The sequence below is a fragment of the Geomobilimonas luticola genome (assembly GCF_018476905.1).
Lineage (GTDB): Bacteria > Desulfobacterota > Desulfuromonadia > Geobacterales > Geobacteraceae > Geomobilimonas > Geomobilimonas luticola.
The window spans coordinates 189749-205872 of record NZ_JAHCVK010000002.1 but is presented as its reverse complement, the minus strand read 5'-3'; the positions used below and the strand labels follow the sequence as shown (position 1 = coordinate 205872).

The 16124-nt window shown below is 48.3% G+C and carries 14 protein-coding genes, 1 other RNA gene and 1 pseudogene; all 16 read right to left on the bottom strand.

The window, feature by feature from the left end; genetic code table 11:
* Window positions 1–5: 5 nt before the first annotated feature.
* Window positions 6–1112: a DegT/DnrJ/EryC1/StrS family aminotransferase gene (locus KI810_RS07600; RefSeq protein ID WP_214174911.1), complete on the bottom strand. Its 1107-nt coding sequence runs from the start codon at window positions 1110–1112 to the stop codon at window positions 6–8.
* A gap of 21 nt (window positions 1113–1133) precedes the next feature.
* Window positions 1134–1481: pseudogene (locus tag KI810_RS07595) on the bottom strand (acyltransferase); the annotation flags it as partial.
* 149 nt (window positions 1482–1630) lie between these two features.
* Complete coding sequence (locus KI810_RS07590; protein ID WP_214174909.1) at window positions 1631–2635, bottom strand: Gfo/Idh/MocA family protein; 1005 nt, start codon at window positions 2633–2635, stop codon at window positions 1631–1633.
* A gap of 45 nt (window positions 2636–2680) precedes the next feature.
* Window positions 2681–3847: a sugar transferase gene (locus tag KI810_RS07585; protein WP_214174908.1), complete on the bottom strand. Its 1167-nt coding sequence runs from the start codon at window positions 3845–3847 to the stop codon at window positions 2681–2683.
* A 42-nt stretch (window positions 3848–3889) separates the two neighbouring features.
* Entirely contained in the window at window positions 3890–4675 is a 786-nt protein-coding gene (locus tag KI810_RS07580; protein WP_214174907.1) for a CpsD/CapB family tyrosine-protein kinase, read from the bottom strand.
* 72 nt (window positions 4676–4747) lie between these two features.
* On the bottom strand, window positions 4748–5980 hold the full coding sequence (locus KI810_RS07575) for an AAA family ATPase (RefSeq protein WP_214174906.1): 1233 nt from the start codon (window positions 5978–5980) through the stop codon (window positions 4748–4750).
* An 8-nt stretch (window positions 5981–5988) separates the two neighbouring features.
* Complete coding sequence (locus KI810_RS07570; protein ID WP_214174905.1) at window positions 5989–7446, bottom strand: GumC family protein; 1458 nt, start codon at window positions 7444–7446, stop codon at window positions 5989–5991.
* 25 nt (window positions 7447–7471) lie between these two features.
* Window positions 7472–8158, bottom strand: coding sequence for a polysaccharide biosynthesis/export family protein (locus KI810_RS07565; RefSeq protein WP_214174904.1), 687 nt, complete (start codon window positions 8156–8158; stop codon window positions 7472–7474).
* A gap of 583 nt (window positions 8159–8741) precedes the next feature.
* Window positions 8742–9374, bottom strand: coding sequence for a response regulator (locus tag KI810_RS07560; RefSeq protein WP_214174903.1), 633 nt, complete (start codon window positions 9372–9374; stop codon window positions 8742–8744).
* Between the two features lie 49 nt (window positions 9375–9423).
* Window positions 9424–11505 carry a PAS domain-containing protein gene (locus tag KI810_RS07555; RefSeq protein WP_214174902.1) on the bottom strand — a complete coding sequence of 694 codons (2082 nt, stop codon included), beginning with the start codon at window positions 11503–11505 and terminating at the stop codon, window positions 9424–9426.
* Between the two features lie 736 nt (window positions 11506–12241).
* The gene (locus tag KI810_RS07550) at window positions 12242–12385 is read right to left on the bottom strand and encodes a hypothetical protein (RefSeq protein ID WP_214174901.1); all 144 of its coding nucleotides are present in this window, start codon (window positions 12383–12385) and stop codon (window positions 12242–12244) included.
* Between the two features lie 28 nt (window positions 12386–12413).
* Window positions 12414–13325 carry a hypothetical protein gene (locus tag KI810_RS07545; protein WP_214174900.1) on the bottom strand — a complete coding sequence of 304 codons (912 nt, stop codon included), beginning with the start codon at window positions 13323–13325 and terminating at the stop codon, window positions 12414–12416.
* Between the two features lie 20 nt (window positions 13326–13345).
* The gene (locus KI810_RS07540; protein ID WP_214174899.1) at window positions 13346–13672 is read right to left on the bottom strand and encodes a hypothetical protein; all 327 of its coding nucleotides are present in this window, start codon (window positions 13670–13672) and stop codon (window positions 13346–13348) included.
* A gap of 27 nt (window positions 13673–13699) precedes the next feature.
* Window positions 13700–14179, bottom strand: coding sequence for a hypothetical protein (locus KI810_RS07535; RefSeq protein WP_214174898.1), 480 nt, complete (start codon window positions 14177–14179; stop codon window positions 13700–13702).
* 149 nt (window positions 14180–14328) lie between these two features.
* Window positions 14329–15573, bottom strand: a complete 1245-nt coding sequence (locus KI810_RS07530; protein WP_214174897.1) for a site-specific integrase — start codon at window positions 15571–15573, stop codon at window positions 14329–14331.
* A gap of 85 nt (window positions 15574–15658) precedes the next feature.
* Window positions 15659–16010, bottom strand: a transfer-messenger RNA (tmRNA) gene (gene ssrA, locus KI810_RS07525).
* Between the last annotated feature and the right edge of the window lie 114 nt (window positions 16011–16124).

Below are 16124 nucleotides of genomic sequence, written 5' to 3'. Positions count from 1 at the left end.
ATTACCTACACTGAGCAGAACCGCCGTATCTCCCCGACAACGAAGTTAACCTGCTCTTCAGTCAGTTCGGGAAACATGGGGAGAGAAACGATTTCTTCCGCGCATTTTTCCGCCACGGGGAATGCTCCCTTCCCCGCTCCCATGTACTGATAGGCATTCTGCAGGTGAATCGGCACCGGATAATGGATGCCGCAGCTTATACCCTGTTCTGTCAATGCTGCCATGAGGGAGTCGCGGTTCCTGGCCTTTACCGCATAGACATGGTAGATATGCCGCGAGTAATCCATTTCCCGGGGAGGAATAACGCCATCAATGGAGTTCAGGAGACTGGTATATAACCGGGCATTTTTTCGGCGCGCATCATTCCAGCCGGCAAGATACTTGAGCTTCACACTCAGGACGGCTCCCTGGATACCGTCCATCCGGCCGTTCCACCCAATCATGGCATGGTGATATTTCTTCGACTGGCCATGATCGCGGATCATTTTTATCTTCTCACTCATTTCATCACTGTTTGTCACTACACCTCCGGCCTCACCATATGCACCGAGGTTCTTGCCGGGATAAAAGCTGAAACAGCCGAAATTGCCGATTGAACCGGCCGGCCGACCGTTATACTCAGCTCCGTGCGCCTGGCAGGCATCTTCCACCACGAACAGGTTATGCCGACGGGCAATCTCCATGATTGGCCCCATGTCGGCCATCTGGCCGAACAGGTGGACCGGGATGACCGCCCTGGTGCGTTCTGTTATCGCAGCTTCGAGGAGGTTGGGGTCCATGGTCTGGCTCTCCCCGTTGACGTCGACGAAAACCGGCGTTGCACCGCAAAAACTGATGGCTTCGGCAGTGGCAATAAACGAGTTGGGAACGGTGACGACCTCATCTCCCGGTCCTATATCGAGCGCGGCAAGGGCAAGCCAGAGGGCCTCGGTGCCGCTTCCCACGCCAATGGCATGCTTGCACTGGCAGAATGCGGCGAACTGCTCTTCGAAGGCGCTCACAAATGGGCCTCCGGAAAAGGCGGTACGTTCGATTACCTGCCGTATGGCGTCGTCGATTTCACCGGCAATGGCATCGTACTGGGCTTTCAAATCGAGAAACGGAACTTTCATTGCTCTTCCTCCCTACAGCTTTTTCAGAATGCGGGCAGGATTCCCCGCCACGACGGTATTTGCGGGAACATCCTTGGTCACCACACTCCCCGCCCCAACGATGGCATTTTCACCTATGGTTACCCCGCACAGAAGCGTCGAACTGGAACCGACCGACGCCCCCTTTTTTATGAGGGTGGTACCGCATACCCAGTCCGCTTCGGTCTGAAGCTGGCCACTCTCCGTAGTAGACCGTGGGTAGAGATCATTGATGAACGTGACGTTGTGCCCGATAAATACGTTGTCTTCGATGGTCACCCCTTCGCATATGAAGGTGTGGCTTGAAATCTTGCAGTTTTTGCCGATGAACGCGTTTTTCTGGATTTCCACGAATGCGCCGATCTTGCTGTTATCGCCGATGGTGCAACCGTAGAGGTTGATGAACTTGGTGAGCTTGACATTAGCTCCCAGTTTTACGTCGTCTGATATGCAGATATATTCTCCCACGGTCCCCTCCTGTTTTCTGGTAATAAACAGACTCAAAGATAGACGAGCTCGCCCCCCTTTTTGATAGAGCGTTCGGTCGCTTCAAGCATCTTTATGACGCGCAGCCCAGAATATCCGTCGTTGAACGGTTTCTTGTCGTTGGCTATGCAATCGATGAAATACTCCGCCTCTTCCTTCAGCGCTTCTGACTGTTCCACTTTGGGCGCCCACATGTCTCCGGAACGGTAGTTCACCCGCAGGGGATAGGCGCTCACCTTGTCTTCGGGTTCGACTCCCCGGTCATATACACGCAGCTTTTCATCGGAAACCAGGTCGTTCCAGACCACCATTTTCTTGCACCCGCCAATCATGGTCATTCGGATCTTGACCGGCGACAACCAGTTCACGTTGATATGGGCAATGAGATTTCCGGAAAGATAGACCGTTATGTACGCCACATTTTCCAGGTCATTGTCGAAATGGGCCATGCCGGTGGCCGCAACCGCAACGGCATTCTTGTTGAAGAGATAATCCATGATGGAGAGATCGTGGGGAGCAAGGTCCCAGACCACGTTCACATCCTTCTGGAACAGCCCGAGATTTACCCGCGTGGAGTCGAAATAATAGAGATCGCCGATGGTACCGTCGTCGATGAGTTGCTTGATTTTCTTGACCGCGCCGGTGAAGAGAAACGTATGGTCAACCATGATCTTTAAGTTCTTTTTTTCAGCCAGTTCGATAAGTTTTTCCGCCTGCTCCACTGACGAGGTGAACGGTTTCTCGATGAAGATGTGCTTGCCGTTCTCCAACGCCTGCCGGGCAATGTCATAATGGGTGGAAACCGGCGTGACGATGGCCACCGCGTCGATGCGGGGTGAAAAGAGTATCTCCCGGCAGTCGCTGATGATGTTTGTCTTGGGATAGATATTCTTCGCCCGTTTCAGGGCATTTTGCTGATAATCGCAGATTGAAACGACTTCAGCATTGGGAATGCCGTTGAAATTCCTGACGACGTTTGGTCCCCAGTAACCATATCCGATAACGCCCAGATTTATCATGTAAGTCCCCCTTCCCTCTTTCTCCGCCTGGAAACATCAGGTTGTTCAGTAAGCTCCCCTGCACTTGAACACCGCAAACGGCGTCATACACAGTATCTTGATATCCAGCCAGATCGACCAGTTTCTGATGTAGTTTATGTCAAGTCTTACCATGGCGTCGAAGGTGGTCGAACTTCTTCCCGTTACCTGCCAGAGGCCCGTTATGCCCGGCTTCATCTTCAACAGCCGATACCGGTGCCAGATGTCGTAATCCTCAAACTCGTAGGGGATTGGTGGACGTGGTCCCACCAGTGACATCTCCCCCCTGAGCACATTGATAAACTGGGGGAGTTCATCGATACTCGTCTTGCGGATGAACCGCCCCAGCGGTGTTATGCGGGGGTCGTTCGTAATCTTGAAAACAGGCGCCGTGCTGTCTCCAGCAGGTGCATTTTTCATATCGCCGCTGATCAGCTGTTTGAGAAATTCGCGATGTATCTTGTCGTCATTGTTAACATGCATCGATCTGAACTTCAGGAACGTGAACCTGCGGCCGAACTGGCCGACCCGCTCCTGACGGAACAGCACTGGCCCGGGTGACGTTATTTTTACGAGGATTGGAATGGCAATAAAGAAGGGAGAAAAGAGGACGAGTCCGACTATGCTCCCCAAAACATCCATGCCCCGCTTGATTACGGATGCCATACTGGGTGTTTCGGCAAGCTTCGCCATATCGGGATAAAACGTGGGATTGAGATAATTCTTGGGCTTCTGCCTGTCGAATTTCTCCGGAAAAACATGGAACATTATTTCAATATTACGGAGAACAGCCGGAGACAAGGCATGGGCCAGATTTTCCTTAATCTTGTTTGCTATGGCCTCTATGGCCTCCCAGACAGCTTCACTGCTGAATGCCGTGAACATGACGCCAATGACGGCACCGCGTTCATACCAGCCACACAGGTCGACTTCCCGTATGGATGAGGTGAGCGTCTTGACAATGTCCTGCACCGTCTGACCTGATCCACCGCCTGATGCAATTTTCTCCACATTGACCAACAAGAGGAGAATTGGTTTATGGGTCCGTTCAGACCGTTTCCGTTCAAGACAGAGGGTTTTGTTGAAATAATCCTCCACATAGAGGCCATACTCCTGGTCGAGGAGTTCGTAGGGGATAGTGCTATCCTTTTTGTACATATCCTGCTCAGTTTCAAGAGCATTTGTCGGCTTCATAATACCCCCCGCATGACTACAGTTTTCTCTGTCAGTTAGAAATTACAGCCACTTATAAATGGAGTCAGGAATATAGAACCGTCGTTTGTTGAGAACGATACCGAGAATGTTCCCGCCATTTTTGACGATCTTGTCCTTCACCGCCTCGGCTACCTGCCACTTGGTCTTTTCTGCCTCGATGACGAGAATGACACCATCGACACTGCGGGTCAGGGCAATACAGTCGGGCGATGTGGTGGCTGAAGATGAATCGATAAGGATCAGATCGAATTTCTTTTTGAAATCCGTCAGAAGTTTGCTCGTTGCAGCAAAATCATAAACATGGGGAGACAGGGTCGTGTGGGGAACCAACGGGGAAAGGTACAGATTATGGTTTCCTGCTTTATAGACGGCATTTTCAACCGGTTCCCCGTTTTTCATGGCATCTTTCCAGCCGTAATCGGGAGGTATGTTGAAAAAAATATGCTGGCTGGGATTGCGGTGGGCAGCATCCACAATGAGCACGGATTTACCCATAATCACCGACGCCTGGCGAGCAAACTCCCTAACGACCGAGGAGACCCCCTCCCCTTCATGGGAACTGATGAACTGAATCGCCCTCTGGGGGAGGTCAGGGAGAACGAAATCGATATTCTGGTAGAGAGCTACCATTTCAGCTTCCACACTGGAGCCAACGTTCTGCAAGGGGTATTTGTCGGCCTGTACCGGTTCTTTCACCGAAGTTTTCGACGGGAAGCGCTTTTCCTCGTGCACGGAGACGGCCTGCCGCTCCTGGACGTCTCCCCGTTCTTTTTCAGCCAGTTGCAGAGCCTCAAAGATGTTACTCATGGAATATCTCCTTCTCGACACGGTGTAGGACGAACATTTCGGTGCTGCCAGAAAAACGGAAAATGCCTATAGTCATTCCTGTGGTGGGAATATGATCCTTTCCCCCTCCAAAATGACATTCGCATTTTTTATCCAGGGGTTGTTCTGCTTGACCTTTTCGATCAATCGGGAATCCACCGTTCCGTAATGGTCCTTGACCAGGTTTGCCAGCGTGTCCCCCTTACGAATCAGCTTCCGGCGCAGTGGCTTTTCATCATCCTTGGCCACGCTTTGGGCTTCAGCAAATTCGGTAACTTCGCTGCTTTTGCGCGGCAGAACAGGGGAATTGACACTGCTTTCCGTTTTTGCCACTTGAGCTGTCAGATGTTCGACACTCTGAACCGATTTTATTTCATCTCCAGGAACACGCTGTGGATTTTGCCGATAAATCATGAAACAAAGAACTCCAATAACTACCAGCATGAGAGATACGAAGAAGGCTTCTCTTTTGGTCGGTTTCACCATGCCGAGATCGGAACTGATTTCTTTCAATACGGAAAGATTGACTTTTTGCTGTTTATACCCGAATGAAGTTATCAGGCAGTTGTCACAAAGAATGTTGATGGTTCGCGGAATTCCTTGCGACTGCTTGACTAACTGCTTGAGCACTCTTTCGGGGAATACCGTTCCAACGCCAACGGATGCTTTTGCCAATCGATGTTTAACGTAATCCATGCCTTCTTCCATGGTCAGAGGTCGGATAGTTGATTTTACGGCAATTCGCTGGTGCAGTTGCCTCAGTTCATAGCTATCCAGATGCAGTTCAAATTCGGGCTGGCCACTGAAAACAATCTGGATGAGCTTGTCAGTAGAAGTTTCCAGATTGGAGAGCATGCGGAGATGTTCGAGTGTTTGCCGCGACATATTCTGTGCCTCATCGATTATGAGCACCACATTGATCCCGTTCTTGTAGTGTTGAATGAGAATATGGTACAGCTGGTTCAACATTTCGTTGACATCATCGGTTTCGACAGGAGTCCCCAGCCCTTGATATATTGTACGGAGTAACGCCTTGAACGATACATCGGCGTTAAACACGTAGATGACTTTCACATGCTCTTTATCGACTGTTTTCAGGAACGAACGAAGTATGGTGGTTTTGCCTACTCCCACTTCGCCCACAACGGCAATGAACCCCTTTCTCTGTTTGACTCCATAAATGATCGACGCCAGTGCCTCCTTATGGCTGGGGCTCAGATACAAGAACTCCGGGTCCGGCGTCATCCGGAACGGCTCCTTTTGCATGTGAAAAAAACCGGTGTACATGATTAGCGTTACTCCCGGTATGGCAGTGAAGCAAGTATCGGCAGCCCCAGTCGCTTTTCAGCAGTTGCAGGATCGGAAATCGTCGGCAAGAGATTCTCAAATAGAAAAGCACCGCCGACAGACAATACCGCTCCTGCGAGAACGCCCAAAAAAACGATTTTCAGTTTCTTTCCTGACAGAGGTTCCGACGGGGGGGTTGCCTGCTGCAATACACTGAGATTTGCCAGTTTCTGGCGGTTCATATCCTCGGACAGGCGTGCTTCTTCAGCCTTGTTCAGGTATGTCTGGTAATTTTTTTCCGTGGTGGCCAATTCACGTTTCAGGCTCTGGAATTGCTGGGCACTCATATCCAGAGACTGTATCTTGCTTTCAATCTGACCCACTTGCCCACTTACCGCGGACACTTTGGCTCGCTGGGAGTTCAGTTCAGCCTCGGTTTTCATAAGTTCCATGCGCACCTGCTGGACAACCGGGTTGCTCGATTTTGCCTTTAACAGACTGTCTCCCTCCTGATTCTTCAAAAACGATGTAACGACATCAATTTCCCTCCGGACATTTAGCACCATCCTGCTGTTTTCATTGTACTTTTTAAGCATCTGCTGTTCTTCCAGCTGGAGGGCCAGCAATTTGGATTTTGCTTCGGCAACCGCTCCGACCGACTCACTGTCACTGCTGAGGCTTTTGTCCTGGGCTACAAGCTGGTTCTGCCTCGTAAGGGTCGCCAACTTGTTGCTAAGCTCTGCAACACGATTCTGGGCCTCCTTCAAAGTGATATCGAGCGACATGCGCTGCTGAAGAAGCATGGTACGCTGCTCTTCCAGGGAAAATACCTTGTTTTTCTGTTTGTACCCTTCGAAATTCTTTTCAGATTCCTTCAACTGCTGCTCGTAGGTGGCAAGCTGTTGTTCAAGAAAGGATGAACGTGGTTCACTGAATACCTGCAGGTGTTTTTCTTTCAGCAATTCAACCAGAGTATTGACCGCGTTAGCAGCGATTCTTGGATCGGTATGCTGGAATGAGACCTGGATCACGCTGGAGTTCTTGACGCTTTCAACGAGTAAACTCTTCTGAAATATGTCGACCGCTTTCTCCAGGGCACCCTCCTTTTGAGCCAGATCCGGATAGAGAACGCCGACCTGGAGCGATTTAACCACTTTTTCCGACAGGTCACGACTTTTCAGCATCTGAATCTCTGCGTTTATTATGTCTGCCATATTGACAGACATGGCATCATTCGTGTCGCCAACCTCAGGTCTGTTGATATATTCACGCCCTTTCTTGACCAGAATGCTCGTTTTTGCGTCATATGTCGTCGGCAGCATCATCGCCACAAGTACTGCAAGCAGCACTGTGGCTACAAAAACCGCCAGTATTGCAGTCTTGTATTTACAGAGGACCATCACTATCTCTCTCAGCCCTGAGGATCTGATTTCCTGATCCTGTTCCATGAGAAACTGGTTTTCCATAACTCCTCCAGATGAATTTGAATCCTTAGAGCCCGTAACCAACACCGAAGGGGATGGGAATCAACCTGCGGATGTACTGATCCACCCACACATCGACATTGGCAATCGGTGACTTGGGTACGAACACTATGTCGTTGGGTTGGAGCAGGATGTCCTGACGCATGTCGGTACCGTCAACTGCATAGTCGAGGTTGACAACCAGCGAAGCGATCTTGTTTTCGGCGACGCGGCGTATCACGATAACCTCGTTGGTCCTGGCGGTATCCTTCAGACCTCCACCCTGCGAAATGGACTGAAGAACTGTCATTGGCCCGATCAAGGGGACGAGCCCTGCTTTGTTCACCTCACCGTCCACGAATACCCTGTGGGTGTTAAATGTTTTCACGATGACCGTAATGGAAGGCTTGTCGAGTTCTGCGGAATATGCTTTGGTAAGTTTCTCCGTCAACTGGAGCGGCGTCATGCCGAGCACCCTGATTTCCTGCACCAGTTGGAGAGAGATACGTCCATCCGGCCTTACCGTCACCGACTCGTTCAATTCAGGATGGTAAAAGAACTTGACGTCGAGCTGATCGCCAACCTGTAAACGGTAATCATCCGTCGGAACAGCCACGGCCTGCACGCCGGGGTAGTCAAGCGGAGTCGGATTGCGTACCACGGTGCATGCACTCAACAGAAGCATAACGACGAGCATTTTGACCATTATTGACATTGTGTAATCCTCCCGATAATTACGTATCTGCCGGCTCTAATCTGTGGCGACGAACATTTAATTAACCATCAGTATTTCCGGGCAATATATGTACTGCGGTTAATTATTTACTTCTAGTTTACTCATAAATAAGCGAAATGTCTGTCGGACTAATCCTCTTTTTTTTGTAGGATTTATTAACTAATTTCTGTAGGAATTCTCTTACAAAACGCTTCACTGAATAAGTATCTTATCCGCTTTTGTTCGATTGCCATTAAAGGTGTTTTGCAGGAAATAGCTCGTGGAGCCGTTTCATAAATTCTCGGCCAGCGGTTACCGAAGATTAAAAACGCTCCTGACCGACACACCTCCAGAAGGAATTTTTTAATGTGAAATCAAGGATTGCAGGGCACAAGGGATGCTGCAGAGGACTCACGAATGGAATACCAACGCTAATTCAGCAAGTTCCGATCAAGGTTTCTGAAAAGAGTCAATAATTGGCAGGGTAGTCGCCTATCCGAGGGGATAACTGAATATTTCATAACGATTTTTTAGAGAGGTGGGCTCTGACATTAAGGGGAATTAGTGGATGAGAAGCATGTACTTACTCGAGCAGGCCGTGCTTGATGACGTAATTAATAATTTCAGCATTGTTCCTCATGTGCATTTTCGTCAGTATCCGCTTTCTATAGGTACTGACCGTCTTCACACTGAGGGAAAGTTCATCGGAAATCCCCGTTACCGTCTTACCTGAGGCAAGCTGGCACATGATCTGATACTCACGGTTGGACAACTCGTCGTGGCTCGGCCGTCTGGCATTTCTCCCCAGCTCTGAAGCAAGTCTCTCGGACAGCGAGTCGCTGACATATCTCCCCCCCCAATAAACCTTGCGGATGGCAGTGATCAGTTCATCCGGCGCACTCATCTTTGTCAGATAGCCGGATGCACCCGCCCGCAAAGCGCGGACGGCGTACTGTTCCTCGGGATACATACTGAGGATCAATACGGGCAAAGCCGGTTTTTCATTATGCAGCTGCTCGAGAATCTCCAGTCCGTTTCGCCCCGGCATGGAGATATCCAGAAGGACCAGGTTACATTCCAGCGTACTGATTTTACTGAACAGTTCGCTGCCATTGGAACATTCATCCACAACCACCATATCGGGAACATCATCGAGAATCTGCTTCAATCCTTTGCGTACCATAACATGGTCATCAGCAATAAGTATCTTTATCATGTACGACCTCCGACACTGTTCAATAACCTTCGATGCCCTGAGCACAACATCAACTCATCGGCATGACCACCGTGAGCATGGTTCCCTCATCTGCAACACCGCTGATATGTACCTCGCCACCCCAGAGATGGGCGCGTTCATAGATGCCGATCAGACCGACCGATTTCGGGTCGTTGATTTCTGACTCACGTATCCCCCTGCCGTTATCCTTGATCTGGAGCATGATCCCCTTTTTCCTTTTCTTCAGGGAAACATCCACCCGTGAAGCGCCGGCATGGCGCATGACGTTGGTCAGAGCCTCTTTGTATATTTTGTAAAGGGCGGTGGAACGTGCTGGATCCAGTTTCGATTCGTCGATGCCAAGCGCAAGATTGCACGCAATGCCTGTTCTTTTCCGGAATTCATCCGCGTGCCATTCCATGGCCGTTGCAAGCCCCAGGTCGTACAAAAGCCGAGGTCTCAATTCCGTCGCGATTCTCTGCACCGTCTCGACTGTCATATCTATCAGGTCAGCCATCGACCTGGCTTTTTCGGAGAGAGCGGGCCTGTTAGCGGGAAGCCTGCCTGCAAGCCACGATACATCGAATTTAAGTGCCGTCAGCAGCTGTCCCACTTCATCATGAATCTCACGAGATATATTCTTTCGCTCCTTTTCCATCAGTGACTCCAGATGGGACGAAAGATTGCGCAAGCTCTCATGGGAGGCCAGCAGCTTTTCATCGGCACGTTTTTTCTCAGTTATATCCGTATGAGAACCGGCCATGCGGTACGATTTTTTCCTGATATCACGAAAACTGGCACCACGAGTCAGAATCCACCGATACTCGCCGTTCTTGTGGAGCATGCGATACTCCACTTGGAAGAGAGGGCTTTCCCCCTTCAAGTGATCGTCCAGTGCAGCCATTACACTGTCGTAGTCTTCAGGATGAATCCGTTTTTTCCACTCGTCGATGGAATTGCTGATTTCATACTCTTCATACCCGAACATTCCCTTCCAGCGTGCCGAGAAATATACCTGGCCACTGGCGATATCCCAGTCCCATATTCCATCGTTCGCTCCGATTGCAACCAGTGCGTTCCGCTCCTGACTTTTCAGCAGCTCGCTTTCCGCCTGTTTTCGCTCGGCAATCTCTCCCTGGAGTGCAGCCACGGTATGGGCCAGTTCAGCTGTCCTCTCCCCTACCCGTCGTTCAAGTTCATCCCGGCCCGACTGAAGCGCTTCCCGTGCCGCAAGGTTGCGCATCGTCAGCGATGTGACTGCCGCCAGTTGATTCAGCAGGATCTGGTCCTCGTCCGTAAAGTCGCTGCCATCCTGTTTATCAGATACCATGATGAGCCCACAGGCATTCCCATCCTCATCGGTAAGTCGGGCTCCGAGTAACCCACGCGGCAGAAGATGATCATGCGACATCCCCCACCACTCACTATGGCTTCGCAGCATTTCATCCGTCAGGTTCAAGACATCAACGCTCTTCAACAACGCAAGATTGACTCCCCCCTTTTCGACCGGCAGCATCCCGCTGCCTGCGGGGAGAGGCTCCCCCGTCCCCGTTGCGGCAAAGAATCTGAGTGAATCGCAAGAGGTACCATAGGCCGTCATTCCCATCTTGCCGCCGGTCAAGACGCATGCCGACTTCGTTATTGAAGGAAGCATTCCGTCAAGAGAAGTTTCCGAAAGCATTTCCAGGGAAATCTCAAGGAGTTTACTCTGCCGCTCTCTATAGATTTTACGTGCGTGTTCGGCTTTGCGGGCAAGGTTGCGCTCAGCTGCTTCACGAAGGGCCCTTTTTATGGAGGGAACGAGGCGAGTGAGATTCAGTTTGAAGATATAATCCGTTGCCCCATGCTTGAGGGCTTCCACCGCACGCTCATCGCTCGCTTCGCCCGAAACAAAGATGAACGGCACATTTGGACACAAAACGCGGGCAATCCGCAAGACCGCTATACCGTTGATGGCAGGCAGCGTATAATCCGCAAGAATGAGATCGGGAGTACCAGCCCTGAATTCCCTTTCCATCTCTTCCTTCGTCGACACCCGTGTCAGGGAGAAGACAAGCCCTTCCCTCCGGAGTTGCTGTGCAACCAAATCCGCATCATCGGGGATATCTTCGATCAACAGGATCTTGAGCATGATTTTCCAGGCGCATGGGGCACTTTAGGCTAGACACCGAACTTTGCTCAATAATAACACAATTTTCCAAACACGCTCGGCATTCGCGAAACAAAGAAAGCCCCGATTTATCAGGGCTTTCTGTACTGCTTTGGTCCTTGTTGGACCTTCAATTGGTGGAGGTGGCGGGAATCGAACCCGCGTCCGAAGATCGTACACAGAAGGCGTCTACATGCTTATATAACCAGTTGTATTTGTAGCGCTTCCTGACATCCACCTTATTCATATAGATATTGCTATACATCCTCAAAAGTGGTGTATTTAGCTAATAAAGTGTACCAAAACGTGTACCAAAATTCAATACTTAAATTACGTAATATCAGATAGTTAAGTAATTATATCCATAACACCTGGTGTACCATTTCTCGGACCTCGAATGATCATTTGTGGCCTTTTACAAATGATCTTGAGAGGCCGAAAGAGTCTTTAACCATACCTTGATATAGGCATATACATTGCTATTCTTCTTTTCCCCACAATAATGCTTATTCACATAATACCAATATCCTCAATAGCGACCCAAAGTTAATAACTGCGTGTGGGGCTGGAATAGCGGTATGCGGTTGAGTTATGTTTTTGGTTAGCTTATTGGTATCTTCGGTAGGAATACTTATTGATGTATTACGTTACGTCGCATTCTGAACAGTGGTAGCTGTATAGCTGTTAACCTAGTTTACATGTATGGTTAACAACCAAGTCACAATAACCCCTCGTTGGTAAATGACAAATACGCGCCGCGCTTATTCAACTCCGCAGCCACATAGAACTCCCCTGCACGTGCAACCTGTTGGTTCAAAGCACCTCTAGGGGCTTTATCAGCTTTTGGTTTTGCTTTAACCATACAAACTCCTAGGTAAAATCGTTTCTTGTCATGTATCAATAATAATTTTTGTCCCCTTGATGTCGATTCTTCCAGGAACGCAGAACTCTTTTATTGGGCATTTATCTGTTTTGGGGCAAATGCCTGTGACTTTATCTCTACTAGTACAGCCATTTCGGGAAAGTAGCCATAATGGTAGATCCATATCCAACGCAACCATTTCACGATTTTTAACTTGAATACCCAGCACTCCTTCTCTCCATGCGAATCTAATTTGATCGTATATCTCTTCCAGATTCCCATTATAACGACCTCTTACTACGCCAAGGGCCATAGATGCTCTTGCAACATGTATATCTACTGGTATTGGAACCATATTCAGATTTCGTAGCTCTGATATACCTACATTATCCCGAAGCATTCTTACCCACAGAGGACCTATCTTATTCCCTCGTAGATAAGGAAAGTCCCGCCTTATTCTTCCGTTGTATTGATGACTATCGTCTTTCAATCTAGACAGAATCTCCGGACAGTCCCAATTGCAATCTGCAAGAAATTTCCTAGGGTCTCCTTCCCACTTCTTGTAGAATGTTACGCCTACGGTGCGCCATATTTCTGCGTCCTTTGTAATCTTCTGAGACACATTGTGTTTTTGTAGGTCATTTTTGATGGTTTTGTATGGGACCTCATGAAGGAGCTTTGGATCGAACAGGTAACGAGTTCTTTCATCCTGATATGCCATTCGTGAGCGTTTCCAGAGGGTATCAGCATCACGTTGGTAGTCTAAAGATACTGTCAGAGTGATAAATAGGATATGTTCCAATGATCCCTCCTCAACTCCTAAAGGAAGAAGATACTCTGGCATTTCCCTTTTCCCCAAAATACCACTACTAATAAGTGTAGTATGTAATTTATTAGCCATTGCTTTTATTCTTTCTTGATCCTGTCTACCGATGGTCATACTCGTCCCTCAAATTTAATCTATTTGCTGCTAACAGACTGATGCTTATATGATTTGAATACAGCTTTAGGTTCTTTTGTTTCGGGATCTGGAAACATCATCTCAACACCTATGTTTTGCTCAATCTCCATAAAGTCTTCTATGAATGTATCCCCCACATATATCCACCCTCTCGTTAATTCCATTGCCTTGTCCACAAAATCAAACTCAAATCCATTTTCCTTTAGATAGTTACAATAATTCTGGTCAGATTGAACATGCTCCCATACCTCAAGCAATTTTTCAGGATGATAAATAGACCTACCTAGTGGTTCGATACCAAATAAACGTTGTTCATTGCATTCCATAAGCCAAAGGAACCGTATATTCGACGGCTATACATCAAGCTCTTCACATGCCACCTCTGGCATCTTCATACGTGCCTCTTCGAGCATGCTAGATGGATAGCCAGCCGCCATCACTTCAGTGAATGTATCAAACACCTTGTAAAAGAAATTCTCGATATACGATTTTTGATCCACATTAGAACTTGCGACCAGAAACTTACCTTTGCGTGTAAGGTATAGAGTAAAACAGTGGCAGTACTCATCCCCGTGCCCATATTCTGTACTTCCCTCGGCTAACTTCATCCCTATAAACTTTAGATTCTTTCCCTGACAGATATCCTCGTGCATGAAGCGTTTACCATCGAATATTACCTGTTCCGTCATCCCCTTGGCCATCATATCCATCTTCTCAACGTAGAGCTTAAGACCCTGTACGATAACAGCTGAAAGATTGTCACCTGCATATTCCTTAGCTTGTCGGTAAATCTCCTCGGCTTCCTTGTTCAAATAGATTGTCGTCTTTCCCATCGCTGCTCCTTTCATTGTCGGATGACCATATAAGTATACTATACCTACACACCCGTCAAGCATTTTTTTGAAAAAAATAAAAAAAGAGCCGACCATATCCTTGGCCAGCTCAGGAAACTTCCTCCTGCCTCCTCGCATCAGCGGTTAGACTATACCCCGTACTCCAGTTTCAATAGCGCATCAAGTAACACTTGTGGCTGGTAACGCTTGCCATATCTACCCATAGCAATAGAGTCATGTGCGTGTCCAAGGATTTCTGCTATAACCGTATCACTGACACCCTTTTGCTTCATGTGATCGGCTACCGTATGGCGGAATGAATGGAACACCTTCCTAGTATCGTCGGTGACATACTTCCTATTGAACCGCTGGTACCACTTGCCAAAATCGTGAGAATATCCATCTCTCCTCTTTATTAGGTTCGGCCACAACCTAACCTGGCCACCCTTACGCATATTTTCAACATATTCCAGCAAACCATCTTTCAATAATCTTGGATGTACCGGTATAATCCTTCTACTCGTTTTGTTCTTAAGTTTCTTGTCTCCCTTATCATTTATATCGAAACAGGGAATCCCTTCGATGTCCACAATATCCTCAAGATAAAGTTGGCATATCTCGTCAAGCCGCATACCAGAATACATTCCAATAACAGGAATCCACTGACGTTCCAAATTCCCAGAATCGCATGGCAAGAGATTACGGATTACTGCGATATCCTCCATATTATAGGACTTCCTCTCCTCGTCGGTCCTCTGAGTCTGTGGCAGTTGCAATCCTTCTGCATAGTTAACTGAAATATGTCCTTCAAGGACACAAAACCTCATCAACGAACTCATTCTTGTCAGATGCTTGTTGATCGACGTAACACTCATTGGTACTAAGTTCGAATGCCTCAATATTTCAGAGATGGATCTACCAGGGTAGGTTTTTTGGATGTTGGGAGGAAGCTTAGTCAAAGTATCACGAAGTGAGACTAGGTCGTGGCGTGCCAATATTGACATCGGACGATCACCCATTATCTGGAGCAGTAAGTTATATGATCCTTCTACTTCCATTCTTGTTTTCAATGTCCAGGAACGTTCGTTTCTCCGGATATAATCTTTTATAGCTGAAGACAAGGTGATACTATCGCTATCTAATTTCTTAGATAACAATTGATTTACAACCACTTTAACCTGTTGTTCGGATAGCATGCCAGAACGTAATTGCATAAAGGCAGCATGGACCTTATACCCCATAGCAGCGGAAAGACTCTGTGCTTTATCTAAATCTGAGGTTTTGAGTGACTTCTTGATTTCTACTGCTGGAATTATACTGAGTAAATCGGTGGGTACTTTGATACGGTAATAGTAGGTGTTTTTACGGCAGAATAGATAGGTTTTTGTAGACATGCTATACCCCCAGAAGTGGACCATTTGGTGTACCACTTCTGAGGGACATATAAAATACACAACAATATCTACATCTTACACAAAATGGTGGAGGTGCCGGGAATCGAACCCGGGTCCGAAGATCGTACACAGAAGGCGTCTACATGCTTATACCAGTTTTTATTTTAGCTCCCTGAAGCTCCACTGGCCGGGATATTCAGGGTTCGATCCTGCTAAATTTCGCCTTGGGGCCACAGGCACTCCCCTCAGCTATCCCACTAAAATGACGATCTGTCCTCCCCCGTGGGAGAGGGGAGGCAGATCGGTAGCAGGGTATTAAGCTGCTACGGCGTAGTTGTAATTATCGGCGCTTAATGCGTCCCGGATTGTTTAACGAGCCACCCGGACCTCGGCATGCAACCTTTGCTTAGTATCCCCGTCGAAACCTTTACACCCCCGTTCGTGAAACGCACCTTTTGCACAATCTCTGCGTTGCTCTTCGGGATTCCTTGTGCGACGTACCTTTCAGGTACGCCTCCGCGTCCTCCCTTGAGCGCCTTGACCTTGCACAA

Coding starts and splice junctions, on each gene's coding strand:
- KI810_RS07550 (WP_214174901.1), bottom strand. CDS start 12,385: ATGGTTAAAGCAAAACCAAAAGCTGATAAAGCCCCTAGAGGTGCTTTG.
- KI810_RS07570 (WP_214174905.1), bottom strand. CDS start 7,446: ATGGAAAACCAGTTTCTCATGGAACAGGATCAGGAAATCAGATCCTCA.
- KI810_RS07560 (WP_214174903.1), bottom strand. CDS start 9,374: ATGATAAAGATACTTATTGCTGATGACCATGTTATGGTACGCAAAGGA.
- KI810_RS07535 (WP_214174898.1), bottom strand. CDS start 14,179: ATGGGAAAGACGACAATCTATTTGAACAAGGAAGCCGAGGAGATTTAC.
- KI810_RS07585 (WP_214174908.1), bottom strand. CDS start 3,847: ATGAAGCCGACAAATGCTCTTGAAACTGAGCAGGATATGTACAAAAAG.
- KI810_RS07540 (WP_214174899.1), bottom strand. CDS start 13,672: ATGGAATGCAATGAACAACGTTTATTTGGTATCGAACCACTAGGTAGG.
- KI810_RS07600 (WP_214174911.1), bottom strand. CDS start 1,112: ATGAAAGTTCCGTTTCTCGATTTGAAAGCCCAGTACGATGCCATTGCC.
- KI810_RS07575 (WP_214174906.1), bottom strand. CDS start 5,980: ATGTACACCGGTTTTTTTCACATGCAAAAGGAGCCGTTCCGGATGACG.
- KI810_RS07530 (WP_214174897.1), bottom strand. CDS start 15,573: ATGTCTACAAAAACCTATCTATTCTGCCGTAAAAACACCTACTATTAC.
- KI810_RS07545 (WP_214174900.1), bottom strand. CDS start 13,325: ATGACCATCGGTAGACAGGATCAAGAAAGAATAAAAGCAATGGCTAAT.
- KI810_RS07590 (WP_214174909.1), bottom strand. CDS start 2,635: ATGATAAATCTGGGCGTTATCGGATATGGTTACTGGGGACCAAACGTC.
- KI810_RS07565 (WP_214174904.1), bottom strand. CDS start 8,158: ATGTCAATAATGGTCAAAATGCTCGTCGTTATGCTTCTGTTGAGTGCA.
- KI810_RS07580 (WP_214174907.1), bottom strand. CDS start 4,675: ATGAGTAACATCTTTGAGGCTCTGCAACTGGCTGAAAAAGAACGGGGA.
- KI810_RS07555 (WP_214174902.1), bottom strand. CDS start 11,505: ATGCTCAAGATCCTGTTGATCGAAGATATCCCCGATGATGCGGATTTG.